This window comes from Synechococcus sp. W4D4, from assembly GCF_047716805.1.
Taxonomy (GTDB): Bacteria; Cyanobacteriota; Cyanobacteriia; order PCC-6307; family Cyanobiaceae; genus Vulcanococcus.
Genome location: NZ_CP180404.1, coordinates 1,592,055 through 1,618,655, shown reverse-complemented (window position 1 = coordinate 1,618,655; position 26,601 = coordinate 1,592,055). Strand labels below are relative to the sequence as shown.

Sequence of the window (26,601 nt, the reverse complement as noted above, 5' to 3'; positions counted from 1 at the left end):
TCGAGGACGGTTGAATCAGAAGCCCCCACCGCAAGGTGGGGGCTTTTTGTTGTTGGAACCCTGAATTTTGCGTGGAGATCCTTAGCTGACGCTCAAGGTCAGGGCAATGGCCCTTCCGTAGGCCTTTCATTGCGTTCAGATTCCGATGAGCACGCAGCATGCAAGCGGTCACCACCTGAACGTCACGCTCGGGGATGGCCTCTGGGATGCGCTGCACGCCTTGGCGGACCGAACCGGTGAGAGCGTCAGCCACATCGTCCGCCGCTCCCTCGCGGACACCCTGGACGTGGATCACCACACGATCTATCAGGTCTCCACGTCTGGAGCCCTGGTCCAGGGGGTCTATCAGGGGTGTGTCCGGGTCGCTGACATCAAGCGCCACGGGGATTTCGGGCTTGGCACCTTCGATGGTCTTGATGGCGAGGGGATCATGCTCGACGGCACCTGCTGGCAGGCCCGCAGTGACGGATCGGTGCGGGTCGCTCCTGAGGAGGCCTTGGCTCCCTTTTGGGCCACGACGTTTTTCGCGGCGGACCGCACCGCGACGTTGCCGTCGGTGGTCAGTTGGGAGGACCTCACGGCGCAATTGGATGCGCTGCGCCGCAGTGACAATCTCTTCTGCGCGATTCGGGTCGAGGGCACGTTCGAGCGGATCCACTACCGCGTGGCCTGCAAGAGCGCCCATGGCACGGATCTGGTAACCGCCACCAGCCATCAGGCGGAGTTCACCCAGCGCGGCATTCGCGGAAGTCTGGTGGGGTTCTGGACCCCCAGCTATGCCCGCACGATCAATGTGCCCGGCTATCACCTCCATCTCCTGAGCGATGACCACCAACACGGCGGTCACATCCTCGATCTAGAGGCCAAGGACCTAATGGTGCAACTGCACATGGACAACCACGTGCATCTGGCTCTGCCGGAGACGCCGGCTTTCCTGGAGGCTGATCTCAAGGGGGATCCCGCTGAGGCCCTAGCCAGGGCGGAGAGCAAGCACAGCTGAACCCTGGGCCAGGGTCGCGGTGAGGGCCGTGTCCACACTCAAGGTCCGCTCCCCCAGATGGACGGGGCGGGCACCGTTGGCTTGGGCGAGCTCCAGCTCGAAGGGAACAAAGCCTCCTTCCGGCCCGATCATGACCAGTGCTGGTGTGCCGGCGTACTGCCCGAGGGGCTCCTGGGCGCCCATGTCGGTGATCAGGCAGGGCCGTTCTCCAGTCAGTCCAGGCAGCTCGTCTTCGATGAAGGGCCTGAAGCGTGGGTGCAGGTGAACCTGTGGGGCGATGGTGTCACGGGAGCGCTCCATGCCGGCGAGCAGCGCGTCCTCCACCTTGCTGGCCTGGAGCAGGGGGCTCTGCCAGTAGCTCTTCTCGACCCGCGCGCTGTGGATCAGGTGCAGGTGGCTGATCCCGAACTCCGCGCATTGGCGCAGGATGCGGCGCAGCATCTTCGGCCTGGGCAGGGCCAGCACCAGATCGAAAGCGTGGCGCTGGGGAGGTGGTTCGGAGAGGACCGTGCTGAGCACCACGCCATGGGCATCGAGGGATTCGATCAGTCCCTGGCCGCAGGAACCTCCAAGGCGGCCCACTCGAAGGGTGTCCCCTGCACTGGCGCGAAGCACCTTGCGGATGTGGGTGGCCCGCTGGTCCTTCAGCCGCACCCGATGCTCGTCAATCCAGTCCTCAGGTCTCAGCAGGACGATGTTCATGGCCGGTCAGCAGCCGATGTCTTCGGCCCAGAGCTCAGGCTTCTGCTCCTGCATGGTTCGCATCAACTGCTCGCAGCCTGGATCATCGAGGCAGCTCACCTCGATGCCGGCCTGCTCGAGCCAGGACTCAGCCCCTTGAAAGGTGGTGCGTTCGCCGATGACGACCCGCCGAAAGCCCAGCAGAACGGCGGTCCCAGCGCACATCGGACAGGGTGAGAGGGTCGTGACCAAGGTCAGCTCACGCCAATCCCGGCGACGGCCGGCGTTGCGGATGCACTGGGTTTCGCCGTGGCTGGTGGGATCACCGTTTTGGACCCGTTGGTTGTGCCCGCGGGCCACGATCGTTCCATCCTCTTGGGCCAGGACAGCACCGATCGGAATGCCCCCTTCACTCCAGCCCCGCTCCGCCTCGGCTCGGGCCGCATCGACGAGACGTTGCATCGTGCTGCGATCGATCACACCTCCGTGCCGTTGGCTCAAGCATGGCGAGGGGATCGCGCTTTGGCTTTTGGCATGACGCAGGACAACCTCGCTCAGTGGGATCTTGAACGCCACAGCGTTGCTGAGATCGTTGCAGCCCTCGATCTGCAACCCCACCCGGAGGGTGGTTGGTATCGCGAGACCTTCCGCAGCGGCCTGAAGGTGCGCCGCGCTGATGGCGCTCAGCGTGATGCCTTCACCCAGATCCTGTTTCTGCTGGGGCCAGGGGAGATCAGTCGCTGGCATCGGGTGAACCACGCCGATGAGAGTTGGTGCTGCCTGGCTGGCGATCCCTTGGCGCTGCTGATGGTGGGACCTGCCCCGGAAGGCCTGCAGGAATGGCGTCTTCTGCCGGGGTCAGCGCAAACCGTCGTGGTGCCCGCCGGCGTTTGGCAGGCGGCACGGGGCTTGGGACGTTGGAGCTTGATGGTGTGTGCAGTTGCCCCTGGTTTTGACTTTGATGACTTTCAAATGCTCAGTGAACTTTCGCCCTCTGAACATCCAGCAGCTGCACTAGCTGAGTATCGCTAGCCCCCAGGGCTGCGGTGATGCAGCGAGAAGAGCCATCAGCGCAGATGTCTTGCTGTGACTGCTTGGTCCTATCTCGTTTGAGAGCGCCAAGGCTTGAAAAGCCGGAGATCGGACTTGAACCGACGACCTACTGATTACGAATCAGTTGCTCTACCACTGAGCTACACCGGCAGCCCAGTGAAATTAGCATTCAGGCTTCGATGCCTGAGCTGCGCGGATGCCCCCTGAATCCCGTCCCCCCTTGGATCCGGCCCTGAAGGCTCGCCTGCTTCAGGAGGCACGGACCCCGTGGCGTGGCTTACGGCGTGGGCTCTGGTTGGCTTTCACGGCCTCGGCGGCGGTGGGCCTGGCCACGATGGCGATGCGCTCTGCTGGCGGAGATGTGGTTTCTACCTCTGATCTGTTGATTCAGGTTTCGGCCCTAGCCCTCTTCGGGCTTCTCCTCTGGCGCGACCGCTCCCCCAGCATCGACGACTGACGCCTCTTCGCTGTCGTCTTTGGCCGGGGCTTCCTCAGCATCCTGGTCGTCCTGGGGTGCTTCGGGACCGACCTCTTCCGCCTCGGGCTTTGCGTCGGCTTCTAGTTCTGTGTCTGAGTCTTCGGCTTCCTCTTGGGGAACCTCGACGTCGGCTGAGACGACGGCTTCGGCGCTTGACTCGTGGGCGCCCTCTTTCTCAACGGCCTCTGGGTCAGTCTGCAAAAGCTCTGCAGCCGGTTCTGGGGATTCTGCGGGGACGGCCACCGTCTCGGCAGGGGAGTCGGTCTGATCGGCTTCAGGGGCAACAGCTTCGGGTTGCTCTTGTTGGTCTTGCGGTTCGGCCTTCGGTGCTTGAGCCACAGGAGCCGCGGGTTCCGCAAAGGCCAGCGGGGGGAGAAGCAAGAGCGGAAGCCCAGCGTTGAGGCGTTGCTCGGCAGCCTGGACTTGGGTCAGGGGCAGGGTTTGATCCACCAGGCCGGCGGGCCTGCTCAACATCCAGATCGCTTGGATCACCTGGGCCCATTGCCACTGGATCAATGCCAAAACGGGGATGCAGAGCAAGAGCACCACCAACCTCGGACTGCTCGAGAGGGGAGACCAGGCCCAGGCCATCCCGGCATGGCTGTCGGCCCACCAGGTCAAGGGCAGTAGCAGTGCAGCACCCAGGGCAATGACAACCTTCAGAGGCAGTGCGGTCTGCAGTGCACTGAGACGAAACTGCTCCGGACGTCGACCGCGAAGGGGCACCTTCAGGATCAGCAAGGACCAGAGGTCAGGCGGCAGTCGCCAGAACAAAACGGCACTGCCCAGAGCACCGATCGCCCAGGTCAGTAGGCGTTCAAATCCTGGGAAAGGCCCGGGGTCAGCTCCTGCAAACAGCAGGAACAGCAACAGAATCTCGAGCGGCAAGGCCGCGAGCCCGAGTAGCTGGAGCCACAGGAGGGGTTCGCGTCTTGCCGGATTCACGATTAGTTGCTGAGGGTGCGTCGCTGTGTGACCAGTTTGAAGGCTTCCACCCGATCGCCTTCCTGCCAGTTGGCAAAACGATCACAGCCGATGCCGCATTCGAAGCCGGTGGCGACTTCCTTGACATCGTCCTTGGCACGGCGCAGCGAGTCGAGGTCTCCCTCGAACATCTTTTCCTTGCCGCGCCAGACCCGCACCTTGCAGTTGCGCTGCAGTTTGCCGTTGGTGACGTAGCAGCCCGCCACGGCGCTCTTGCCGATGGTGAAGATCGCGCGAACCTCGGCTTCGCCCAGGGACTCTTCCACCAGCTCGGGCTCCAGAAGGCCTTCCATGGCCATCTGAATGTCCTCGAGCAGCTTGTAGATGACCTCGTAATCACGCACGTCTACGCCGGTGGCGTCAGCGGCACGCTTTGCGCCGGGGGCCATCGAGGTGTTGAAGCCGACGATCACGGCGCCGGAGGCCGCTGCCAGGTCGACGTCGGTTTCGGTGACTTCACCCGGTGCGGAGAGCAGAACGCGGACCTGGACCTCTTCTTGGGGCAGTTGCTCCAAGGAACCGAGGATCGCCTCGACGGAACCTTGGACGTCGGCCTTGAGGATGAGGTTGAGTTCCTTGAGTTCCCCTTCGCTGGCCTGGCCAGACATGGAGGCCAGGGACACCCGGCGGGAGGCCATTTGTTGGGCCAGGCGGGTGGCGCGGGCTTCGGTGGCGCGATCGCCGACCACAGCACGGGCTGTCTTTTCGTCGGTGTAGACCTCAAATTCGTCACCAGCCGTCGGCACTTCGCTGAAGCCCAGGGCTTCAACGGCATAGGAGGGGCCGGCTTCTTTGACACGCTTGCCGTTGTCGTCAACCATGGCGCGGACTTTGCCCAGGATCGGGCCCGCGGCCAGCACGTCGCCGGTGCGCAGGGTGCCGTTCTGGATCAGCAGGGTGGCCACAGGGCCCTTCGCCTTGTCGAGGTGTGCCTCGATGACGGTGCCCCGAGCCATGCGATCAGGGTTGGCCTGAAGGTCCTCCACCTCGGTGACCAGCAGGATCATCTCCAGCAGCTTGTCGATGTTCTCGCCCTTGATGGCGCTCACCGGCACCATCACGGTGTTGCCGCCCCAATCCTCAGCCACCAGTTCGTGGGAGGAGAGTTCCTGTTTGACGCGATCCGGGGAGGAGCCTTCTTTGTCGATCTTGTTGATCGCCACCACGATCGGCACCTTGGCGGCGCGGGCGTGGCTGATGGCTTCCAGGGTTTGGGGACGCACGCCGTCATCGGCGGCGACCACCAGCACGGCGACGTCGGTGACCTTCGTGCCGCGTGCACGCATGGCCGTGAAGGCCTCGTGGCCCGGGGTGTCGAGGAAGGTGATCTTCCGCTGCTCCCCAGCGTGGGGAACTTCGACTTGGTAGGCACCGATGTGCTGGGTGATGCCACCGGCTTCACCGGCGGTGACACGGGTTTTGCGAATCGAGTCCAGCAGGCTGGTTTTGCCGTGGTCCACGTGGCCCATGACCGTGACCACAGGTGGGCGACGGATCAGGTGAGCCAGGTCGCTCTCTTCGATCATCTCGACCGTCTTGGCGGCCGCTTCTTCGACGTCGTCCTCGAGAACGGGGACACCGAATTCCTTGGACACCGTCTCGATCGCTGAAAGATCGAGGGTCTGGGTCACCGTGGCGATGATGCCCTTGAAGAAGAGGCTCTTGATGATCTCGGAGCTCTCGACGCCGAGCTTGTCGGCCAGCTCCTGCACCGTGAGGTTGCCCTCCGGCACCACCAGCATTTCGGGCCGCTGTTGCTTGGCTTCCCGTGCTGCCCGCAGCTCCATCGCACGGCGGCGCTGACGCTGACGTGCCGTTTCCTTGCGGCGTTTGCGGGCCACGACGGTCGGCTTGGGTTGCCCCGCGCTGGCGCTGCGGGGTTTCGCAGGGCGTGCGAGGGAGGCCTGCAGCACCACTGCGTCCGTGTCACCGGCGTATCCGCCGGTTTGTGCGGCCAGGGAGTCGTCGTTCTCGCCAATGATGTGAACCCGCTGGCGCTGCTTCTGGGGCGAGCGGCTGCGCAGTGCATCCAGACGGGCGCTGTCGTCCCAATCGGGGCGGCGGGGACGGGCACCTCCCGGGGGTTGGGGAGCGCGGAAGTTGGGGCGCCGGGGTGCCGAAGGAGGAGTCGCTGAGGGCCGAGCTGCATCACCGGTCGTGCCACCCGGGGCACCCGCAGGAGCGCCGGGAGCACCAGGGCGCCGTGGTGGCGGTGCACTGGGCCGTGCTCCGGGCTTCTGGAGCTGCATGAGCTCGCCTGGGGCCACTGGCTTCCGCATCCCGGGCATGCCAGGACGGGTCGGGGGTGCGGGGCGATTTCCGCCGCCAGGACTGCCCACATCGCGACGGATGGGCTTGCCCACCAGTTCCACCTGAGGGCGGGCTGGTTTCACGGGCTTGCTGCCTTGGCCCACCCGCGTTGGCGCAGGCGCACCAGGGCGAGTGGGCATCCCTGGACGCTGGCTCAGGGCCGGACGACCGGACGGTGTGGAAGGACGCGCACCGCCTTGACCGCCTTGAGGACGGCTGACCAGTTGGGGGCGACCAGCCCCTCCGCCTGCAGGGCGGGCGGGAGCGCCAGGGCGCTGTGGGCTGCCGGCAGCAGGCCGGGATACAGGAGGGGCTGGCTTCCGAGCCGGCGGAGCGCCTGCGGGGGTTTTGGAGACGATGGCCGGAGCAGGACGGCTCGGGGCGGGAGCGCCGGGACGGCTGGGGGGGGCACCAGCAGCCGGCTTGACCACAGGCTTTGCCGCGGTGGGCCGGGCTGGAGGCGCTGAAGGGGCGGCTGGACGGCTGGGAGGCGCACTGGCCGCGGGTTTCGCGGCTGGCTGAGCCACAGGCTTGGCAGCCGCAGGCTTCGCAGCAGGAGCAGGTGCTGCAGTGGGCCGGCTGGGGGGAGCTGTGGGTGAAGCTGGGCGAGCTGGAGCAGCAGGCTTGGCGGCCTGAGGCTGGGGCCGAGGAGCAGGGGACGCAGCCGGAGGCTTAGCCGGAGCAGGGCTTGTCGCAGCCGGTTTGGTCGCCGCGGGTTTCGCGGGCGCTGCCGGTGCGGCAGGGGCAGCTTTCTTCACCGAAAGGATGGCTTTTTTGGGTTCGGCCGCTGCCGGAGAAGCCTTGCTGCCGTTTCCGCCACCTTTGATCAGGCTGCGAATCTGCGCTGCGTCGTCATCGCTGATGGAGCTGCTGTGGCTCTTCGCTGCGATCGACAGTTTCTCGGCGGCATCGAGCACATCCTTGTTCTCAAGGCCCAAGTCCTTGGACAGCTCGTAAATCCTGACTTTGCCGCTGCTGGTCATTCAGTGCTCCAAGTGGTCGGGGGCAACACGTGCCACCGGGCCATCACCCACAGTGAGGCCACTATTTATCTTGCCTCAGCGCCTGATTAAGAGGTGGCATTCAGGCGCTGCTCCAAGGCCGAGTAGATGGAATCTGACACTTGGCACCGGAGTGCCTTCTGCAGACGTTTGCGGCGCTTGGCTTCCTCAAAACAGCTCTCAGTCGGGCAGAGGTAGGCCGATCGGCCCATTCCCTGGTCAAGAGCCATGCCGCCCTCGGCAAGGCGGATGACCCGCAGCAGTTGCTGGCGATCCAGCAGTGCTCGGCAGGTCACACAACGCCTGAGGACGGACTGTTGTTTCACCGGGCTCCTTCCTCGTCGCTGACGTCCTCGGTGACCTCTTCGGCTGCCTCTTCGACAACCTCTTCGGCGACCTCTGCAACGGCCTCTGCCACGGGCTCCTGCTCGTATGCAGCTTCGTCATAGTTGGCCTGGTCGCCGTACTCCTCTTCGTCTTCGGGCAGCGGATAGAGCTCCCGGAGACGGGCATCCTCCTCGGCACGGAGGGCGTGTTCAGCCTCCATCCGGGCTTCGGCTTCGGCCTGAAGTGCCTCCTCTTCTTGGCGCATGGCGATCAGCTCTGAGACCTTTTCGTCCTCAGATGTCTGGTCGTACTCGGTGCTGTTCTTGATATCGATTTTCCAGCCGGTCAGGCGAGCAGCGAGGCGCACGTTCTGACCCTCACGGCCGATGGCCAGGCTGAGCTGATCGGGGGGGACCAGGACGTGGGCGTGCTGTCCTTCCGGATCCACCAGGCGCACCGCTTCAACGCGGGCGGGGCTGAGGGAGTTGGCGATGTACTGGCCGGGGTCATGGGACCAGCGGATCACGTCGATTTTTTCGCCGCGCAGTTCGTTGACGACCTGCTGGATGCGGGAACCACGGGCACCGATGCAAGCGCCCACGGGATCGACCTCACGCTCAACGCTGTCGACGGCCACTTTCGTCCGGGGACCCACCGAGCGGGACGGGGGGTTGGCCTCTCGGGCGACTGCGACGATGCGGACGGAGCCTTCCTGGATCTCGGGAACCTCGTTCTCGAAGAGATAAACCACAAGGCCGGCGTTGGCTCGGCTGACAAAGAGCTGGGGACCCCGGCGGGGGATTTCGCTGACTTCCTTGAGGAAGACCTTGAAGGTGGCGTTGGCTCGGTAGTTGTCGTTCGGCAGTTGATCGCGGCGGGGCAGTTCGGCCTCCACTTCGGGGCGACCCAGGCCGCTGCTCACGGCCATGATCACGCTCTGTCGCTCGAAGCGGATCACGCGAGCAGTCAGAACGGGATCTTCGAGGTCGGCGAATTCCTCCTGGATCATCCGGCGCTGCTGATCGCGCAGCTTCTGGGCCAGAACTTGTTTGGTGGTGGCAGCGGCCATCCGACCGAAGTCTTCTTTCTCGGGGGTGACATCCAGCACCACCGTGTCACCGGCCTGGGCGTCTTCGGCCACCTGCATCACCTCTGCCAGGGCGATTTGGTGGTCTTCGCTCTCGACCTCTTCCACGATGATCTTCGAGGCCAGCACCCGATAACCCTCTTCATCGAGGTCCAGGGCGACATCAAAGTTAGAGAAGTAGTCCTCTTCGAAGGGGTCTTCACTGATCCCTAGATAAAGGGTGCGCCGGTAACGCTCATAGCCCTTGAGTAGGGCTTCACGCAGGGCTGCTTCCACCACCGCAGGGGGCAGCTTCTTCTCTTCGCTGATGTCCTCGATCAGGTTGGAGAGACCGGGGAGCAGGACCAGTGCCATGGCAGGTGGTTGGGTGCGGAATGGAGAGGGGGAAGGAGGGGGTTAGGCCTCTTTGGGTGTGACCAGCTTCACGCTGATCACGTCAGGGCGCGGGATTCGAACGGTGCGTCCGCGGACATTGAGGAGAACGTTCTCCCCATCGCGTTCGAGCAGGAGGCCCTCACGCTCGCTTTCGCCCCCCGATTTGGCGTCGCGGTAGCGGATCGAGACCGGGAAGCCGCGGAAGCTGCGGAAGTCGCGATCGTCGTTCAGCTCCTCGCTGACACCCGGACTGCTGATTTCCAGGACATAAGCGTCCTCGAGCAGACCACTGTTCTCAATGGCGTCGCCCAGCACTCCGCTGAAGCTGGCGCAGTTGTCCAGGCTGACGTCTCCGCCATCGGCTAGACGCAGCTGAACCAGCAGCGTCATTGGGATCCGGTGGGTCAGCAGTTCAAGGCCGCAGACCTGGAATCCAGCAGCTTCCGCCACCTGGCTAGCCAGGTTTTGGAGGTCGAGGAGCAGGGGATGCGGCAAAGCCTGGACAGTGAACAGGGGAACGGGCAACCCGTCCGGCACCTGCAGTGATCTGCTGTCTGGCTGGTCAGTGGCTCCCAAGGAGACGTCACTGCTCAGTCAGAGGTGCCCGCCGGGCACAAGCAAACCCTACGCGATCGCCGTCGGAGCGTCAGGCCCCCATGCCGCTGAGATCTGCGGCCGGGGGTTCCATGTAGGAATCGCCAGGCTGGGTCTCTCCCCTCAAGCTGGGGTCCTGATTCAGGCACTGCGCTTTCTGTTCATCGGTGCGCAGGAACTGGCAAACCCGTGCGTAGAGCTTGGAGCGGGTGGAGGGCTGGCCTTGGCTGAAGTGCACCTGCTCGACTCCACCCACGAGGCCCTGGATCTCCACTTGGCAAAGCGCGCAGCGTTGACGGGTGCCCGAGGGAATAGCGGCCATGCCAGCTCGTGAAAGAAGGGGCAACTTAGGGCGCAAGTCCCGGTCGATTGGTGTGCCAGGCCTCCTGCAGTTCAGCGATCCCCATCTGTTGGCAGACCCAGGTGGTTATTGCCGCGGTCGCCCCTCCATGACTTCCTTGGTCCATGGCCTCAGGCAGGCCCTGGTTCAGATCGATCGGCGACCGGATCTGCTCTTGATCACCGGAGACCTCTGCCAGGACGAGAGTTGGGGTGGCTATCGGCGTCTGCTGGACGCTTTGGATCAGTTTGAGGCGCTTCAGCAGGTGCCCTTGGCCTTGACCCCGGGTAACCATGACCATCTGGCCTTGCTTCGCGCGGCCTTGGGACGGCGGGCGGTGATCGCCCCGGCGGCCCTGAACTGCGGTGGCTGGACCCTGCTCTTGCTCTCGACCCACCGCAGTGGTTGTGTTGCGGGTTCCCTCGATCCTCGGCAGCTGGCCTGGCTGGAGCGCCAGCTGGCGGCTGCTCGTCAGCCCGTGGTTCTGGCCCTTCACCATCCCCCGGTGCCAATCGGGGACCCTGGACTGGACCCGATCGCGCTGCAGGATTCGGGGCCCCTTTTGCAGTGCCTCCAGCAGGCCCCGGTGCTCAAGGCCGTTCTGTTTGGCCATGTCCATCAGCATTGGCAGGGGGAACTGCCTCGCGCCGGTGGCGGCCCTCCGATTCCCCTTTGGGCGTGTCCTTCGTCGCTGGCGCCGTTTGCGGCTGTGCAGCCCTGCCCCTTAGGGCATTCGGATTGGCCAGGGGGCCGGTGGCTCACCCTGCAGGATTCCGCAGAGGTGGTCTCGACCCTGCTGCGCTGGTCTCCTTTGGAATCTGCCTAGCCTTGGCGGACTTTGGGGGTGTCGCGGATCGTGGTGCGCTTTCTGCTGGCCCTGGCGCTCGTGTGTTCGGCGTGGCTCCCGGCGGATCCGGCCTGGGCGGATTTCGGGGGCGCCTCCAATCGCAGCTTTGTCTCGGCTGCTGTGAAGCGTGTGGGTCCTGCGGTCGTGCGGATCGATACCGAGAGAACCGTTCCTCGAATCGGCCTGGATCCCTCTTTCAGTGATCCGTTGCTGCGGGAGATGTTTGGCGATCAGATCCCCAACAGCCGCGAACGCGGTCAGGGCTCTGGGATCGTGATCGATGGCCAGGGCATGGTCCTGACCAATGCCCACGTTGTCGATGGTGCCGAACGGGTTGAGGTGACCCTGGCCAGTGGTGAAGAACTGGAGGGCTCGGTCTTGGGCATTGACCCCGTGACCGATCTGGCAGTGGTCCGGATCGCCAAGACCCCGGGCTTGAAGTCCGCCCCTCTAGGGGACTCCGGTGCACTGGAGGTGGGGGATTGGGCGATCGCTCTGGGCACGCCTTACGGCCTTGAGCGCACCGTCACCCTGGGCATTGTCAGCAGCCTGCACCGCAACATCACCAGCCTGGGTTTTTCGGATAAGCGTCTGGAGTTGATTCAGACCGATGCGGCGATCAACCCGGGCAATTCCGGTGGCCCACTGATCAATGCCAGCGGCGAGGTCATCGGCATCAACACCCTGGTGCGTTCGGGCCCTGGGGCCGGACTGGGCTTTGCGATCCCGATCAACTTGGCCAAAGGGGTTGCGGCCCAATTGAGCCAAGGGGATTCCGTGCTGCATCCCTATCTGGGCCTGCAGCTGGTTCCCCTGAATCCACGGTTGGCCCGCGACAACAACGCTGACCCCAATGCTCTACTGCAGCTTCCCGAGCGGGATGGGGCGCTGGTGCAACGGGTGATTCCAGGTAGTCCTGCCGAGCGTGCGGGCCTACGCCGCGGAGACCTGGTGGTGCAGGCGGCGGATCAACAGGTCCGGGACCCCGGGGGGCTGCTTCGCTTGGTGGAGGCCTCCAAGATTGGAGATGTCCTGGCGATCCAGGTGTTGCGCGGTGAGGAACAGATGGATCTCTCGATCCGTCCTGAGGCGATGCCGCATTCGTGAGGCCTGAGCTACGGTCGCCGGTCAGTGAAAACGGCGTGATGGCGGATCTGCAGGATCAAATGAAACAGGCGGTCGCTGCGGCTGCCACCGAGCAGATCCAGAGCGGCATGGTGGTGGGCCTGGGGTCAGGTTCAACCGCGGCCCTGATGATTCAGGCCCTCGGCGCCAAGCTCAAAAGCGGCGAACTGCAGGACATTGTTGGGGTCACGACCTCCTTTCAAGGAGAGGTACTGGCGGCCGAGCTGGGTATTCCGCTGCAGAGCCTGAATGCGGTGGATCGAATCGATCTGGCCATCGATGGTGCCGATGAGGTGGATCCCTCCTTCCAGCTGATCAAGGGCGGTGGCGCCTGCCATGTTCAGGAAAAGCTGGTGGCGGTCCGCGCCAAGCGCTTCGTGGTGGTGGTGGATTCCACAAAGCTCGTGGACACGCTCAACCTGGGCTTCCTGCTTCCTGTCGAAGTGATGCCCGGTGCCTGGCGTCAGGTTCAGGGGCAACTTAAAGAGATGGGTGGTGATGCCCAGCTCCGCATGGCGCTCAAGAAGGCCGGCCCGGTGGTGACCGATCAGGGCAACCTGGTGCTGGATGTCAAGTTCAGCGGCGGCATCGGCGATCCCGTCAGCTTGGAGAAGGAGATCAACAACCTCCCCGGTGTCCTGGAGAACGGCCTGTTCGTGAACATCACTGACCAGGTGCTGGTCGGTGAAATCACCGATGGCGTCGCTGGCGTTCGGGACCTGGTCAAGCGCTGACACGCGCTCGCTGGTTTAGGCGTTAGGTCAGCCGGCGGCGGACGGACTCCGCGTGGCTGTGGAGTCCTTCACTGTCGGCCAGGATGCCAACGGCAGTGCCAGTGGCTTCCAAGGCTTGCCGGTTGAACTGAATCAAGCTGGTGTGGCGCATGAAGGTCTCCACACACAGGGCTCCAGCAAACCGGGCCGTCCCCGCGGTGGGCAGGGTGTGGTTTGGGCCGGCCAGGTAATCGCCAACGGCTTCCGGAGTCCAGGCCCCCATGAAGATGGCCCCGGCCTGTTGGATTTGGTCGGCCAGGGGCTCAGGGTGCTCCACCTGCAGTTCCAGGTGTTCTGGAGCGAAGCGATCGCTGAGTTGGGCTGCCTCGTCCAGGTTCGAGCAGACCACGATCAAGCCCCAGTCGTTCAGGGCCTGGCGGGTGATGGTGGCGCGGGGGTGCCCCTCTAGTTGCTTCTCGATGGCTCCGGGGATGGCTTGCGCCAGGTCCTCGCTGGTGGTCAGCAAGATGGCTGCCGCCAGGGGGTCATGCTCCGCCTGGGCCAGCAGATCGGCCGCGACATGGTCGGGGTTGGCGCTCCCGTCAGCAATGACCAGCACTTCGCTGGGGCCGGCGAGTGAATCGATGGCCACCCGGCCATAGACCGCTTTCTTGGCCAAGGTCACGTAGAGATTGCCCGGACCGCTGATGACGTCGACCCTGGGGATGGATTCGGTGCCATAGGCCAGGGCTCCGACGGCTTGGGCACCTCCGACCCGGTAGATCTCATCGATGCCAGCCAGATGGGCTGCGGCCAAGACGGTGGTGTTGATCCGGCCGTCTGGACCGGGAGGGGTGACCATGACCACCCGCTGGACCCCAGCGACCTTGGCGGGCACGGCGTTCATCAGAACAGTGCTCGGGTAGCTGGCGCGGCCACCGGGGACATACAGACCGGCCCGCTCCACCGGCCGCCAGCGGCGGCCCAGGCGTTCACCGTGCTGACCGGTGATGGCCAGATCGTTGGGGAGTTGGCGTTGGTGAAAATCCAGGATCCGGCGGTGGGCCAGGCCCAGGGCCTCCTGCAACTCCGAGGGTGTGGCGGCCCATGCCGCCTTGATCTCCTCTTGGGGCACGCGCAGGGGGTCAGGGCGCACCCCGTCGAATCGCTCCGTCAGCTCAAAGAGGGCGGCATCGCCCTGGTGCTGGACCTGCTCGAGGATCGACTCGACCCGTTGAGCAACGTCGCGGCTTTGACCACTTCCGGTGCGCTCGGCAATGGCCTCAAGCCGTTGACCGGCTTGCTCGGCATCCCGGAGCAGCTCAATCTGCAGCTGCGCGATGGACTCGGCACGGCTTGGAGGGGAGCTGGCGGTCACGAAACCGTTGTGCTGCGGTGACTCTTCAAGCTAGTTGCTCAGCTCCTGGAGAGTGGTTGCCAGCCAGGGGGTAAGCTTGCCTACTGCCGAATCAGCGCCTTACCGTCTGTGGCCAATAACAAGTCGTCGAAGAAACGCATTGAGATTGCTGAGCGCAATCGTCTGCACAACCGCACCTACAAGTCTGCGGTCCGCACCCTGATGAAGCGTTGCTTCACTGCTTGCACGGCTTACACCCAGGAGCCTGGCGACGCCGCCAAGCAGGCCGTCCAGTCGAGCCTCAGCGCTGCTTTCAGCAAAATTGATAAGGCCGTCAAGGTCGGCGTGCTGCACCGCAATAACGGTGCCCATCAGAAATCTCGTTTGAGCGCTGCTGTCAAGAGCGCGATCGAGCCCGCAGCGAAGGCCTGATTTTTTAGGTTGGATCCAAGGTGACCCTTGGATCCATGGCAGCTGCCGTTGCTCTCGAGAGCCTTTCGGCTCCTTTGATTGATAGCCACTGCCACATCGTCTTTCGAAATTTTGACGAGGACTTGGAGGAGGTTGCCCAACGCTGGCGGGATGCCGGTGTGGGTCGCCTCCTTCACGCGTGTGTGGAGCCCTCTGAAATTCCGGCGATTCGAGCGCTAGCGGATCGATTCCCTGAGCTCCGCTACTCCGTCGGGGTCCATCCCCTGGACCCGGAACATTGGGCCCCGGATACGCAACAGGTGCTGCGCGAGGCGGCGCAGGCCGACCCCAGGGTTGTGGCGATCGGAGAGCTCGGCCTGGATCTCTTCCGCGACAAAAATCTCGAGCAGCAGCTGGCGATGCTGCGGCCCCAGCTCGATCTTGCCGTGGAGCTGGATCTTCCGGTGATCATTCACTGCCGTGATGCCGCCGAGCCGATGCTGCGCGAGTTGCGCGATCGTGCGGATCGAGGCGCCTGTCCCAAAGGCGTGATGCACTGCTGGAGCGGGACCCCTGAGGAGATGCAGGGCTTTCTTGAGCTTGGCCTCTACATCAGCTTCAGCGGAAACGTGACCTTCCCGAAGGCCACCGACACCCACGCTTGTGCCCAGGCGGTTCCGGCTGAGCGCTTCCTGGTGGAGACCGACTGCCCGTTCTTGGCCCCGGTGCCGCGACGTGGAAAGCGCAACGAACCGTCCTATGTCATGGCCGTGGCTCAGCGGGTTGCAGAGCTGCGCCAGGACTCTCTGCAGGCCGTCGCCTTACAGAGCACCTCCAACGCATGTGCGCTGTTTGGCCCTGCTCTTCACAATGTATGATGTTTCATTGGCCTGGCAGCGAGTCGTGATTTATCCGTGCTCGTTGCAGCCCGAGAGCGCTTACCAGGGATCTGGTGAGTTAGCCCATGACCAGTGGTGCGTTGTCTTTCCGGTGCGAGTTGTCGTTTCCTGCGGTGTTCAAGCGATCTGAATAGGCGCCTCAGCTGGCCAGCCGTCCCCTTCGGGAGCGGCTGGCTCTGTCGTCTGTGTGGTGGTGTCGCGCTGACATCCCCTGATCTGTCTTGATCACCGCCTGGTTCTGAAACTTCTGTCCAGGCCCTCCGTTCCGTTTCACCCGTTCCTGCAGGTTCACCGCATGAGCAGCGCGATTCAGGTCGCCAAGACCGCCACTTACCTCCCCGATCTGGTGGAGGTGCAGCGCGCGAGCTTCAAATGGTTTCTGGAGAAGGGCCTGATCGAGGAGCTGGAGAGCTTCTCCCCGATCACCGACTACACCGGCAAGCTTGAGCTGCACTTCATCGGTAGCGAGTACCGCCTGAAGCGCCCTCGTCACGACGTTGAAGAGGCCAAGCGCCGTGACGCGACCTTCGCGTCCCAGATGTATGTGACCTGCCGCCTGGTCAACAAGGAGACCGGCGAGATCAAGGAGCAGGAAGTCTTCATCGGGGAACTGCCCCTGATGACCGAGCGCGGCACCTTCATCATCAACGGTGCAGAGCGCGTGATCGTGAACCAGATCGTGCGTTCCCCCGGCGTCTATTTCAAGGACGAGCAGGACAAGAACGGCCGCAAGACCTTTAACGCCAGCCTGATCCCCAACCGTGGTGCCTGGCTGAAGTTTGAAACCGACAAGAACGACCTGCTGCACGTTCGTGTCGACAAAACCCGCAAGATCAACGCCCACGTGTTGATGCGGGCCATCGGCCTGTCCGACAACGACGTTCTCGACAAGCTGCGGCACCCCGAGTACTACCAAAAGTCCATCGAGGCGGCGAACGACGAAGGCATTGCCTCGGAAGACCAGGCCCTGCTGGAGCTCTACAAGAAGCTGCGTCCGGGTGAACCCCCCTCGGTGAGCGGTGGTCAAACCCTGCTGCACAGCCGTTTCTTCGATCCCAAGCGCTACGACCTGGGCCGGGTTGGTCGCTACAAGATCAATAAGAAGCTGCGCCTGACCATCCCTGATGCGACGCGCACCCTCACCCCTGAGGACGTGCTCAGCACGATCGACTATCTGATCAACCTTGAGCTCGATGTGGGTGGCGCCACCCTTGATGACATTGACCACCTCGGTAATCGCCGCGTTCGCTCCGTGGGCGAATTGCTGCAGAACCAGGTTCGCGTCGGTCTGAACCGCCTCGAGCGGATCATCAAAGAGCGCATGACCGTTGGTGAGACCGAGAGTCTGACCCCTGCGCAACTGGTGAACCCCAAGCCCCTGGTGGCGGCGATCAAGGAGTTCTTTGGCTCCAGCCAGCTGAGCCAGTTCATGGACCAGACGAACCCTCTTGCTGAGCTGACCCACAAGCGCCGCATCAGCGCCCTCGGCCCAGGCGGTCTGACCCGTGAGCGCGCCGGCTTTGCTGTGCGTGACATCCACCCTTCCCACTACGGCCGGATCTGCCCGATTGAGACCCCTGAAGGTCCGAATGCAGGTCTGATCGGCTCCCTGGCCACCCACGCCCGGGTGAATGAGTACGGCTTCATCGAGACCCCCTTCTGGAAGGTCGAAGACGGGATCGTTCTGAAGCAGGGCGACCCCCTCTACCTCTCGGCTGACCTCGAAGACGAGTGCCGCGTTGCCCCTGGCGACGTCGCCACCGATGCGGACGGCCGGATCAAGGCCGATCTGGTTCCCGTGCGCTATCGCCAGGATTTCGAGACCGTGCCCCCCGAGCAGGTCGACTACGTGCAGCTCTCACCGGTTCAGGTGATCTCCGTTGCAACCTCGCTGATCCCCTTCCTCGAGCACGACGACGCCAACCGGGCCCTGATGGGCTCGAACATGCAGCGCCAGGCCGTGCCTCTGCTGCGCCCTGAGCGTCCTCTGGTCGGTACCGGTTTGGAGACCCAGGTCGCCCGCGACTCGGGGATGGTGCCCATCACCACCGTCAATGGCACGGTGACCTTTGTGGATGCCACCGCGATCGTCATCCGTGACGAAGAGGGGAACGACCACACCCACTACCTGCAGAAGTACCAGCGCTCCAACCAGGACACCTGCCTGAACCACCGCCCGATCGTCAAGCTCGGCGATCAGGTCATCGCTGGTCAGGTCCTGGCCAATGGTTCTGCCTGTGAGGGTGGCGAAATCGCCCTGGGTCAGAACGTTCTGATCGCTTACATGCCCTGGGAGGGCTACAACTACGAGGACGCGATCCTCGTCTCCGAGCGCCTGGTGCGCGACGACCTCTACACCTCGGTTCACATCGAGAAGTACGAGATCGAAGCCCGTCAGACCAAGCTTGGACCTGAGGAGATCACCCGTGAGATCCCCAACGTCGCCGAGGAGAGCCTGGGCAACCTCGACGAGATGGGCATCATCCGCATCGGTGCCTACGTCGAAAGCGGCGACATCCTGGTGGGCAAGGTGACCCCCAAGGGTGAGTCCGATCAGCCCCCTGAAGAGAAGCTGCTGCGCGCGATCTTCGGTGAGAAGGCCCGCGATGTCCGCGACAACTCACTCCGCGTTCCCAGCACTGAGCGGGGCCGTGTGGTCGATGTCCGGATCTATACCCGTGAGCAGGGCGACGAGCTACCGCCCGGCGCGAACATGGTGGTCCGGGTCTATGTGGCCCAGCGCCGCAAGATCCAGGTCGGCGACAAGATGGCCGGCCGCCATGGCAACAAGGGCATCATCAGCCGAATCCTTCCCCTGGAGGACATGCCCTACCTGCCCGATGGCACCCCCATTGACATCGTGCTCAACCCCCTGGGTGTGCCGAGCCGGATGAACGTTGGACAGGTGTTCGAGTGCTTGATGGGTTGGGCTGCGTCCCACCTGGATTGCCGCGTCAAGGTGGTGCCCTTCGACGAAATGCATGGCCCTGAGACCTCCAAGAACACCGTCCAGGCTTATCTCGAGGCGGCCAAGTCACAGCCCGGAAAGGACTGGGTCTATAACCCCGACAACCCCGGCAAGATCCAGTTGATCGACGGGCGGACCGGCGAGGCCTTCGACCAGCCCGTGACCGTGGGTTATGCCCACATCCTCAAGCTGGTTCACCTGGTGGACGACAAGATCCACGCCCGCTCCACCGGTCCCTACTCCCTGGTCACCCAGCAGCCCCTGGGCGGTAAGGCTCAACAGGGCGGTCAGCGTCTTGGTGAGATGGAGGTCTGGGCCCTCGAGGCCTATGGCGCCGCCTACACGCTGCAGGAACTGCTCACCGTCAAGTCCGACGACATGCAGGGCCGTAACGAGGCGCTCAATGCCATCGTCAAGGGCAAGCCCATCCCCCGTCCTGGCACCCCGGAGTCGTTCAAGGTGCTCATGCGCGAGCTCCAGTCCCTGGGTCTCGACATCGCGGTGTACACCGATGCGGGCGAGGAAGTCGACCTGATGCAGGACGTGAACCCTCGCCGCAGCACCCCCAACCGACCCACCTACGAATCCCTCGGCGTCGCGGATTACGACGACGACTGATTGCTGATCAATCCGGCCCACCCGTTTGGGTGACCGTCAGATCCCTTCGTTTCTTCAGATCTCCGCGCGCTCTTAGGTCATGACCAACAGCAATCTCCGCACCGAAAACCACTTCGACTACGTCAAGATCACGCTCGCCTCACCCGAGCGGGTCATGCAGTGGGGGCAGCGCACGCTGCCTAACGGTCAGGTGGTGGGCGAGGTCACCAAGCCCGAAACCATCAACTACCGCACCCTGAAGCCCGAAATGGACGGGCTCTTTTGCGAGAAGATCTTTGGCCCCTCCAAAGACTGGGAGTGCCATTGCGGTAAGTACAAGCGGGTGCGCCACCGCGGCATCGTCTGCGAGCGCTGCGGTGTGGAGGTCACGGAAAGCCGGGTGCGTCGTCACCGGATGGGCTTCATCAAGCTCGCGGCTCCGGTCTCACACGTTTGGTACCTGAAGGGCATCCCCAGCTATGTGGCCATCCTGCTGGACATGCCCCTGCGGGATGTTGAGCAGATTGTTTATTTCAACTGCTACGTGGTGCTCGATCAGGGCGACCACAAGGACCTGACCTACAAGCAGCTGCTCACCGAAGACGAGTGGCTGGAGATTGAAGACGAGATCTACGCCGAAGACTCGGAGATTGAGAACGAGCCCACCGTTGGCATCGGTGCTGAGGCGCTCAAGCAACTCCTGGAGGATCTCGATCTCCCTGTTGTTGCCGAACAGCTCCGCGAGGAGATCGCTGGTTCCAAGGGCCAGAAGCGGGCCAAGTTGATCAAGCGCCTGCGCGTGATCGACAACTTCATCGCCACCGGTGCCCGTCCTGAGTGGATGGTCCTGGACGTGATCCCGGTTATCCCCCCGGACCTGCGCCCAATGGTGCAGCTCGATGGCGGTCGTTTTGCGACATCCGACCTCAACGACCTCTATCGCCGTGTGATCAACCGGAACAACCGGTTGGCTCGCCTGCAGGAGATCCTCGCCCCTGAAATCATCGTCCGCAATGAGAAGCGGATGCTGCAGGAGGCTGTGGATGCCCTGATCGATAACGGTCGCCGCGGACGCACCGTGGTGGGTGCGAACAACCGTCCGCTCAAATCACTGAGCGACATCATTGAGGGCAAGCAGGGCCGCTTCCGTCAGAACCTCCTGGGTAAGCGCGTTGACTACTCCGGTCGTTCCGTGATCGTGGTGGGTCCGAAGCTGAAGATGCATCAGTGCGGTCTGCCCAAAGAGATGGCGATCGAGCTGTTCCAGCCCTTCGTGATCCACCGTCTGATCCGTCAGAACATCGTCAACAACATCAAGGCCGCGAAGAAGCTGATTCAGCGTGCCGACGATGAGGTGATGCAGGTGCTCCAGGAGGTGATCGATGGTCACCCGATCATGCTGAACCGTGCACCAACCCTGCACCGTCTCGGTATTCAGGCCTTCGAGCCGAAGCTGGTGGATGGCCGTGCCATCCAGTTGCACCCTCTGGTCTGTCCCGCCTTCAACGCTGACTTTGACGGGGACCAGATGGCCGTTCACGTGCCCCTGGCGATCGAGGCGCAGACCGAGGCCCGCATGTTGATGCTGGCCAGCAACAACATTCTTTCCCCTGCAACGGGTGACCCGATCATCACGCCGTCCCAGGACATGGTGTTGGGTTCTTATTACCTCACCGCTGAACAGCCTTCGCTCACCAAGCCTGAATTCGGTGACCGCAGCCGCACCTTCGCTGGCCTGCGTGATGTGCTGAATGCTTTTGAAGACAAGCACCTGACCATGCATGACTGGGTCTGGGTCCGCTTCAACGGTGAAGTCGATACCGAAGGAGAAGCCAAGGAGCCCCTCCAGCAGGAGACCCTTAGCGATGGGACTCGGATTGAGCAGTGGAGCTTCCGTCGTGATCGTCTCGACGAGGACGGTGCTGTGATCAGCCGTTATCTGTTGACCACCGTCGGACGTGTGGTGATGAACAGCACGATCATCGATGCGGTGGCAGCCGCCTGAGATCCCGGACGTTTTCAACCCCTAACTCCCCTTCATCGCGCGCAGCCATGACCGCCACCCCCTCCAAAAAAACCAGCAAGAAGTCCAGCAAGAAGTCGTTAAAAGCCGCGGCTCCGGCTCCCGCAAACGCTCCGTTGAGCAAGGCGGCTCCGGTCTTCCGTAACCGCACGATCGACAAGAAGCAACTGCGGAACTTGATGGCGTGGGCCTACAAGAACCACGGCACCGCGGCCACCGCCTCCTTGGCTGACGAACTCAAGGATCTCGGTTTCCACTACGCGACCCAGGCCGCCGTCTCCATCTCCGTGGACGACCTGCGTATTCCAGGCGAAAAGGCCCGTCTGCTGGAAGAAGCTGAACAGCAGATCACCGACACCGAAGAGCGCTACCGCTTGGGTGAGATCACCGAGGTGGAACGTCACACCAAGGTGATCGATACCTGGACGGAAACCAACGAGCGTCTGGTTGAAGAAGTCAAGAAGAACTTCAACGAGAACGACCCGCTGAATTCGGTCTGGATGATGGCCAACTCTGGGGCCCGGGGAAACATGTCCCAGGTCCGTCAGCTGGTGGGCATGCGCGGTCTGATGGCGAACCCGCAAGGGGAAATCATCGACCTTCCGATTCGAACCAACTTCCGCGAAGGCCTGACGGTTACCGAGTACGTCATCTCCTCCTATGGCGCCCGTAAGGGTCTGGTGGATACGGCACTGCGGACCGCTGACTCCGGCTACCTCACCCGCCGCCTGGTGGACGTTGCCCAGGACGTGATCGTCCGCGAAGACGACTGCGGTACCACCCGTGGCATCCCCATTAACGCTGACGAAAAGGGCCGTTACGCCGCCAAGCTTGTTGGTCGCCTGGCCGCTGAGCCCGTTCTCGATGGCGAAGGCAATGTGATCGTCGATCGCGACGGCGAGATCGACGCCGTGATCACCGCCCAGATCGAAGCAGCCGCTGTGCAGACCGTGGTGGTTCGTTCACCGCTGACCTGCGAAGCCGCCCGTTCGGTTTGCCGCAAGTGCTACGGCTGGGCCCTGGCCCACAACCAGCTGGTGGACCTCGGTGAAGCTGTTGGCATCGTCGCTGCCCAGTCCATCGGTGAGCCTGGAACCCAGCTCACCATGCGGACCTTCCACACCGGTGGTGTGTCCACCGCTGAGACGGGTGTGGTCCGCTCTCAAATCGCCGGCACCATTGAGTTCGGTGCCAAGGCCCGCGTGCGTCCGTTCCGGACCCCGCACGGCGTGGAGGCTCAGATCGCTGAGACCGACTTCACCTTGACCCTGAAGCCCAGCGGCAGCGGCAAGACCCAGAAGCTCTCCATCACCGCGGGTTCCCTGCTCTTCGTCGCCGATGCAGCCGAGGTGGCTGCTGACACGATGCTGGCTCAGATCTCTTCCGGCGCTGCCGTGAAGAAGAGCGTGGAGAAGGCCACCAAGGACGTGATCTGCGACCTGGCTGGCCAGGTTCGCTACGAGGACGCCATCCAGCCGAGGGAGGTCACCGACCGCCAGGGCAACAGCACCTTCAAGGCTCAGCGTCTCGGCCGGATGTGGGTGTACAGCGGCGACGTTTACAACCTGCCGCCCAATGCTCAGCCGGTGATCGAGGGCAACACCAATGTCACCACTGGCGAAGTGCTGGCAGAAAGCCGTCTGGTCAGTGAGTACGGCGGTGCGGTTCGTCTGCGCGAGAGCGCTGGCGACTCCCGTGAGGTTCAGATCGTCACCGCCAGCCTCACCCTGAAGGACTGCAAGCTGCTGGGTGAATCCACCCACGCCGGTGAGCTCTGGCACCTCGAGGGCAAGGACAACATTCGCTATCGCCTGAACACCCACCCCGGCACCAAGATTGGCAACGGTGAGGTGATCGCTGAACTCGCGGACGATCGCTTCCGTACCCAGACCGGCGGCATCGTGAAGTTCGCCCCTGGCCTGGCCATCAAGAAGGCGCGTAGTGCCAAGAACGGCTACGAGGTCAACAAGGGCGGCACCTTGCTCTGGATCCCGCAGGAGACCCATGAAATCAACAAGGACATCTCCCTGTTGATGATCGAAGACGGTCAGTGGATTGAAGCCGGCACCGAGGTGGTGAAGGACATCTTCAGCCAGACCGCGGGCATCGTCTCCGTCACCCAGAAGAACGACATTCTTCGCGAGATCATCGTTCGCTCGGGTCAGCTGCACAACGTCTCCGACGCCAAGGTCGTTGCGCGCTACAGCGACGGCAAGATGGTGAACCCTGGTGAGGAGATCGCCAAGGGTCTGAAGGCCGAGGCCATGGTCTTTGTGGAGGCTGTGGATACCCCCGAGGGTGGAGCCCTGTTGCTGCGTCCGGTCGAGGAATACCGCATTCCCGATGCAGCACACCTGCCCGATCTCGGTAGCGTCACCCAGAAGAATGGTCCCAGCCTGGGCCTCAAGGCCACCCAGCGTCTGGCCTTCAAGGACGGCGAGCTCATCAAGAGCGTCGAGGGCGTTGAACTGCTGCGCACGCAGCTGATCCTCGAAACCTTTGACACCACCCCTCAAATGACGGTGGATGTTGAGGCCGTCCCGGATAAGCGCGCCAAGACCATCGAGCGCCTCCAGCTGGTCATTCTCGAGAGCCTGCTGGTCCGTCGCGACACCCTCTCTGATGCCAGCCACGGTTCCACCCACACCGAGCTCTCCGTCAATGACGGCGACAGCGTGAAGGCTGGTGAGGTGGTTGCCACCACCCAAATCCTCTGCAAGGAAGACGGTGTGGTTCAGGTCCCCGCCGTGATCGAAGGCGAGCCGGTCCGTCGTTTGATTGTCGAGCGCTCGAGCGACACCCGCATCATCGACCTGGGTTCTGCCAAGGCCGAGGTCAAGCCGGGTCAGCGCTTCGTCGATGGCGACCAACTGGCTAAGGGTGTTCCTGCTCCCTGCTGCGGTCAGGTGGAGAGCGTGGACGGCAGCCAGGTCACCATCCGCCTGGGCCGCCCCTACATGGTCTCGCCCGATTCCGTTCTGCACGTTCGCGATGGAGAACTGGTTCAGCGCGGTGACTCCTTGGCTCTGCTGGTGTTTGAGCGCCAGAAGACCGGTGACATCGTCCAGGGTCTGCCTCGTATTGAGGAGCTGCTGGAAGCCCGCCGTCCCCGTGAATCGGCTGTGCTCTGCCGCAAGGCCGGCACCGTCGAGATCAAGCAGGGCGACGACGACGACTCTGTCACCGTCACGGTGATCGAAGGCGACGACTCCATCAGCGAGTACCCCATCCTTCTCGGCAGGAATGTGATGGTCAGCGACAGCCAGCAAGTCACCGCTGGTGAGCTCCTGACCGACGGTCCGATCAACCCCCACGAGCTGCTGGAGTGCTTCTTCGAAGACCTGCGCAGCCGCAAGCCAACCTTGGAAGCGGCGATGGAGGCGATCTCCAAGCTGCAGTTCCGCCTGGTGCAGGAAGTCCAGAACGTCTACAAGTCCCAGGGCGTGACCATTGACGACAAACACATCGAGGTGATTGTTCGTCAGATGACCAGCAAGGTCCGCATTGAGGATGCTGGAGACACGACCCTGCTACCTGGTGAGTTGATCGAGCTCCGTCAGGTGGAGCAGGTGAACAGCGCCATGGCGATCACCGGTGGTGCGCCTTCGGAGTTCACTCCGGTGCTGCTGGGTATCACCAAGGCCTCCCTGAACACCGACAGCTTCATCTCCGCGGCCTCCTTCCAGGAGACCACCCGCGTGCTGACTGAAGCTGCCATCGAGGGCAAGAGCGATTGGCTCCGCGGCCTCAAGGAGAACGTGATCATCGGTCGCCTGATTCCTGCAGGTACCGGTTTCAGCGGCTTCGAAGAGGAGCTGCGCGCCGAGGCCGGTCCCCATCCGGACATCCTCGACGAGGACGCGATGAACTACCGCCGTCTGCAGAATCTGCGCCCCGATTACACCGTTGACATGCCGGCAGCTCCCTCTGCTGCTAACGCCGGTGCTCTGCTCGATGATCCCTCCGATGCGGACCTCGAGGCCACCCGCAGCCGCCATGGCATCGAGGCCAGTGCTAGCACCACCGCAGCCTTCACCCGCCCCACGGTAGAGGAGGGCCTTGAGGAGGAGCTGATCGCTGACCCTGAGGCCGTTCAAGGCCTCCAAAATGAGGGCCTGCTCGCCGACGAGTCATGATCCAACCCAAGCTCGTTCCCCAGCGCCGTCTACCGCGCTACGGCTTCCACACCCACACCGAACGACTCAACGGTCGTGTCGCGATGCTCGGCTTTATTGCCCTGCTCGTCGTGGAGTACAAGCTTGGGCACGCTCTCCTGATTTGGGGTTGATGCCCCAGTCAGGAACGCCACCTGAGGAGGCCCGTCCCCTGCTGGGGATGGGCCTCTCTGCTTTGGAGCACTGGGCCAAGCAGCACGGCCAGGCGGCCTTTCGCGGCCGGCAACTCCACGACTGGCTCTATGCCAAAGGAGCCCGTTCCGTTGAGCAGGTCTCGGTGTTGCCTAAGGCGTTTCGCGAGGAGCTAACCGCGCAACCCCCTTCTGGTGCCTTCGATTGGATGGGCCGTTCGCGGGAGCTCCATCGCAGTGTCGCCAGCGATGGCACGACCAAGTTGTTGCTGGGCACCCACGATCACCTGAGCATTGAGACCGTCGGCATCCCCGCTGAGGGGCGCCTCACCGTTTGCGTCAGCAGCCAGGTGGGATGCCCCATGGCCTGCCGCTTTTGCGCCACCGGTAAAGGAGGCCTGCAGCGCTCCTTGGCGGTCCACGAAATCGTGGATCAGGTCCTGAGCGTCCGTGAGGTGATGGACCAGCGTCCAAGCCATGTGGTGTTCATGGGCATGGGTGAACCCCTTCTCAATGTGGAGTCGGTCCTCGCTGCCATTGATTGTCTCTGCACTGACCTGGGCATGGCCCAGCGTCAGATCACCGTCAGCACCGTTGGCGTTCCGCGCACCCTGCCCCGCTTGGCTGAGTTGGCCCTCGAGCGCCTGGGGCGCGCTCAGTTCACCCTGGCGGTGAGCTTGCACGCACCGGATCAGCGGCTGCGAGAAGAGCTGATTCCCACCGCCCATGCCTACCCGATCGAGGCATTGCTGGAGGACTGCCGCCGCTACGTGGAGATCACCGGCCGCCGGGTCAGTTTTGAGTACATCCTCTTGGGGGGCTTGAACGATCAACCCCGCCACGCGGCGGCCCTGGCCCAGCTGCTGCGCGGCTTCCAAAGCCATGTCAACTTGATCCCATACAACCCGATTCAGGAAGAAGAGTTCCAGCGCCCCACCCCCCAGGCCGTGGAGGCCTTCCGTCGCTCCTTGATGGATCGACATGTGGCCGTCAGCGTTCGTGCTAGCCGCGGATTGGATGCCGATGCCGCCTGTGGTCAGCTGCGGCGCCGCCTCGAAGGAAGCCTCGAGCCCGCGTAGCCGTACCCGGTCAACTGAGGGAGACTGCCCGCAGTGAAGGGCGTCC

22 protein-coding genes and 1 tRNA gene are annotated in these 26,601 nt (G+C 63.3%); 13 read left to right on the top strand and 10 right to left on the bottom strand.

Annotated features, from left to right (window positions below; translation table 11 throughout):
• The first annotated feature begins 145 nt into the window (after positions 1-145).
• On the top strand, positions 146-1,000 hold the full coding sequence (gene budA, locus ACLM42_RS09030; protein WP_415398882.1) for an acetolactate decarboxylase: 855 nt from the start codon (positions 146-148) through the stop codon (positions 998-1,000).
• On the opposite strand, the gene ACLM42_RS09025 is transcribed toward budA, so the two are convergent.
• Both ACLM42_RS09025 and ACLM42_RS09020 read right to left on the bottom strand, forming a co-directional pair.
• Positions 971-1,702: a 16S rRNA (uracil(1498)-N(3))-methyltransferase gene (locus tag ACLM42_RS09025; RefSeq protein ID WP_415398881.1), complete on the bottom strand. Its 732-nt coding sequence runs from the start codon at positions 1,700-1,702 to the stop codon at positions 971-973. The two genes, budA and ACLM42_RS09025, sit on opposite strands and share 30 nt — an antisense overlap.
• Positions 1,703-1,708: 6 nt before the next feature.
• Positions 1,709-2,182: a nucleoside deaminase gene (locus tag ACLM42_RS09020; RefSeq protein ID WP_415398880.1), complete on the bottom strand. Its 474-nt coding sequence runs from the start codon at positions 2,180-2,182 to the stop codon at positions 1,709-1,711.
• 33 nt (positions 2,183-2,215) lie between these two features.
• Between ACLM42_RS09020 and ACLM42_RS09015 the strand changes: the two genes are divergently transcribed.
• Positions 2,216-2,713 carry a cupin domain-containing protein gene (locus ACLM42_RS09015; protein WP_415398879.1) on the top strand — a complete coding sequence of 166 codons (498 nt, stop codon included), beginning with the start codon at positions 2,216-2,218 and terminating at the stop codon, positions 2,711-2,713.
• A gap of 99 nt (positions 2,714-2,812) precedes the next feature.
• Here the strand turns inward: ACLM42_RS09015 and ACLM42_RS09010 are convergent.
• Positions 2,813-2,884: transfer RNA gene (locus tag ACLM42_RS09010), tRNA-Thr, on the bottom strand.
• A gap of 46 nt (positions 2,885-2,930) precedes the next feature.
• Here ACLM42_RS09010 and ACLM42_RS09005 point away from each other — a divergent pair.
• The gene (locus ACLM42_RS09005) at positions 2,931-3,191 is read left to right on the top strand and encodes a DUF3493 domain-containing protein (protein ID WP_415398878.1); all 261 of its coding nucleotides are present in this window, start codon (positions 2,931-2,933) and stop codon (positions 3,189-3,191) included.
• Here ACLM42_RS09005 and ACLM42_RS09000 read toward each other — a convergent pair.
• The 6 genes from ACLM42_RS09000 to ACLM42_RS08975 form a co-directional block, all read right to left on the bottom strand.
• Entirely contained in the window at positions 3,135-4,157 is a 1,023-nt protein-coding gene (locus ACLM42_RS09000) for a low-complexity tail membrane protein (protein WP_415398877.1), read from the bottom strand. The genes ACLM42_RS09005 and ACLM42_RS09000 overlap by 57 nt on opposite strands.
• Before the next feature lie 2 nt (positions 4,158-4,159).
• Positions 4,160-7,489, bottom strand: coding sequence for a translation initiation factor IF-2 (gene infB, locus ACLM42_RS08995; protein WP_415398876.1), 3,330 nt, complete (start codon positions 7,487-7,489; stop codon positions 4,160-4,162).
• Positions 7,490-7,575: 86 nt separating this feature from the next.
• Positions 7,576-7,833 (bottom strand): YlxR family protein, encoded by a 258-nt coding sequence (locus ACLM42_RS08990; RefSeq protein ID WP_247910210.1) that lies wholly within the window; start codon positions 7,831-7,833, stop codon positions 7,576-7,578.
• Positions 7,830-9,275: a transcription termination factor NusA gene (nusA, locus tag ACLM42_RS08985; protein ID WP_415398875.1), complete on the bottom strand. Its 1,446-nt coding sequence runs from the start codon at positions 9,273-9,275 to the stop codon at positions 7,830-7,832. The genes ACLM42_RS08990 and nusA overlap by 4 nt, the downstream gene beginning before the upstream one ends.
• A 42-nt stretch (positions 9,276-9,317) precedes the next feature.
• Complete coding sequence (gene rimP / locus ACLM42_RS08980) at positions 9,318-9,791, bottom strand: ribosome maturation factor RimP (RefSeq protein ID WP_415400159.1); 474 nt, start codon at positions 9,789-9,791, stop codon at positions 9,318-9,320.
• Between the two features lie 151 nt (positions 9,792-9,942).
• Complete coding sequence (locus tag ACLM42_RS08975) at positions 9,943-10,212, bottom strand: hypothetical protein (protein ID WP_247910212.1); 270 nt, start codon at positions 10,210-10,212, stop codon at positions 9,943-9,945.
• Positions 10,213-10,264: 52 nt separating this feature from the next.
• On the opposite strand from ACLM42_RS08975, the gene ACLM42_RS08970 reads away from it, so the two are divergent.
• Genes ACLM42_RS08970 through rpiA form a run of 3 tightly spaced genes read left to right on the top strand, consistent with a single transcriptional unit; the run spans position 10,265 to position 12,936 of the window.
• A complete protein-coding gene (locus tag ACLM42_RS08970) occupies positions 10,265-11,056 on the top strand; it encodes a metallophosphoesterase (protein WP_415398874.1) in 792 nt (263 codons plus the stop codon).
• Positions 11,057-11,074: 18 nt separating this feature from the next.
• Entirely contained in the window at positions 11,075-12,184 is a 1,110-nt protein-coding gene (locus ACLM42_RS08965) for a trypsin-like peptidase domain-containing protein (protein ID WP_415398873.1), read from the top strand.
• A 38-nt stretch (positions 12,185-12,222) separates the two neighbouring features.
• Complete coding sequence (rpiA, locus tag ACLM42_RS08960) at positions 12,223-12,936, top strand: ribose-5-phosphate isomerase RpiA (protein ID WP_247912029.1); 714 nt, start codon at positions 12,223-12,225, stop codon at positions 12,934-12,936.
• 22 nt (positions 12,937-12,958) lie between these two features.
• On the opposite strand, the gene hisD is transcribed toward rpiA, so the two are convergent.
• Positions 12,959-14,293 carry a histidinol dehydrogenase gene (gene hisD, locus ACLM42_RS08955; protein ID WP_247910215.1) on the bottom strand — a complete coding sequence of 445 codons (1,335 nt, stop codon included), beginning with the start codon at positions 14,291-14,293 and terminating at the stop codon, positions 12,959-12,961.
• A 108-nt stretch (positions 14,294-14,401) separates the two neighbouring features.
• On the opposite strand from hisD, the gene rpsT reads away from it, so the two are divergent.
• The 7 genes from rpsT to rlmN all read left to right on the top strand — a co-directional run bounded on the left by rpsT (position 14,402) and on the right by rlmN (position 26,555).
• Complete coding sequence (rpsT, locus tag ACLM42_RS08950; RefSeq protein ID WP_247910216.1) at positions 14,402-14,704, top strand: 30S ribosomal protein S20; 303 nt, start codon at positions 14,402-14,404, stop codon at positions 14,702-14,704.
• A gap of 35 nt (positions 14,705-14,739) precedes the next feature.
• Positions 14,740-15,561, top strand: coding sequence for a TatD family hydrolase (locus tag ACLM42_RS08945; RefSeq protein ID WP_415398872.1), 822 nt, complete (start codon positions 14,740-14,742; stop codon positions 15,559-15,561).
• 316 nt (positions 15,562-15,877) lie between these two features.
• Positions 15,878-19,168 carry a DNA-directed RNA polymerase subunit beta gene (gene rpoB / locus ACLM42_RS08940; protein WP_247910218.1) on the top strand — a complete coding sequence of 1,097 codons (3,291 nt, stop codon included), beginning with the start codon at positions 15,878-15,880 and terminating at the stop codon, positions 19,166-19,168.
• A 79-nt stretch (positions 19,169-19,247) separates the two neighbouring features.
• Complete coding sequence (locus tag ACLM42_RS08935; protein ID WP_247910219.1) at positions 19,248-21,152, top strand: DNA-directed RNA polymerase subunit gamma; 1,905 nt, start codon at positions 19,248-19,250, stop codon at positions 21,150-21,152.
• 47 nt (positions 21,153-21,199) lie between these two features.
• On the top strand, positions 21,200-25,306 hold the full coding sequence (locus tag ACLM42_RS08930) for a DNA-directed RNA polymerase subunit beta' (RefSeq protein ID WP_415398871.1): 4,107 nt from the start codon (positions 21,200-21,202) through the stop codon (positions 25,304-25,306).
• Complete coding sequence (locus ACLM42_RS08925) at positions 25,303-25,458, top strand: chlorophyll a/b-binding protein (protein ID WP_247910221.1); 156 nt, start codon at positions 25,303-25,305, stop codon at positions 25,456-25,458. The genes ACLM42_RS08930 and ACLM42_RS08925 overlap by 4 nt, the downstream gene beginning before the upstream one ends.
• Positions 25,458-26,555, top strand: a complete 1,098-nt coding sequence (rlmN, locus tag ACLM42_RS08920; protein ID WP_415398870.1) for a 23S rRNA (adenine(2503)-C(2))-methyltransferase RlmN — start codon at positions 25,458-25,460, stop codon at positions 26,553-26,555. The genes ACLM42_RS08925 and rlmN overlap by 1 nt, the downstream gene beginning before the upstream one ends.
• Positions 26,556-26,601 lie beyond the last annotated feature (46 nt).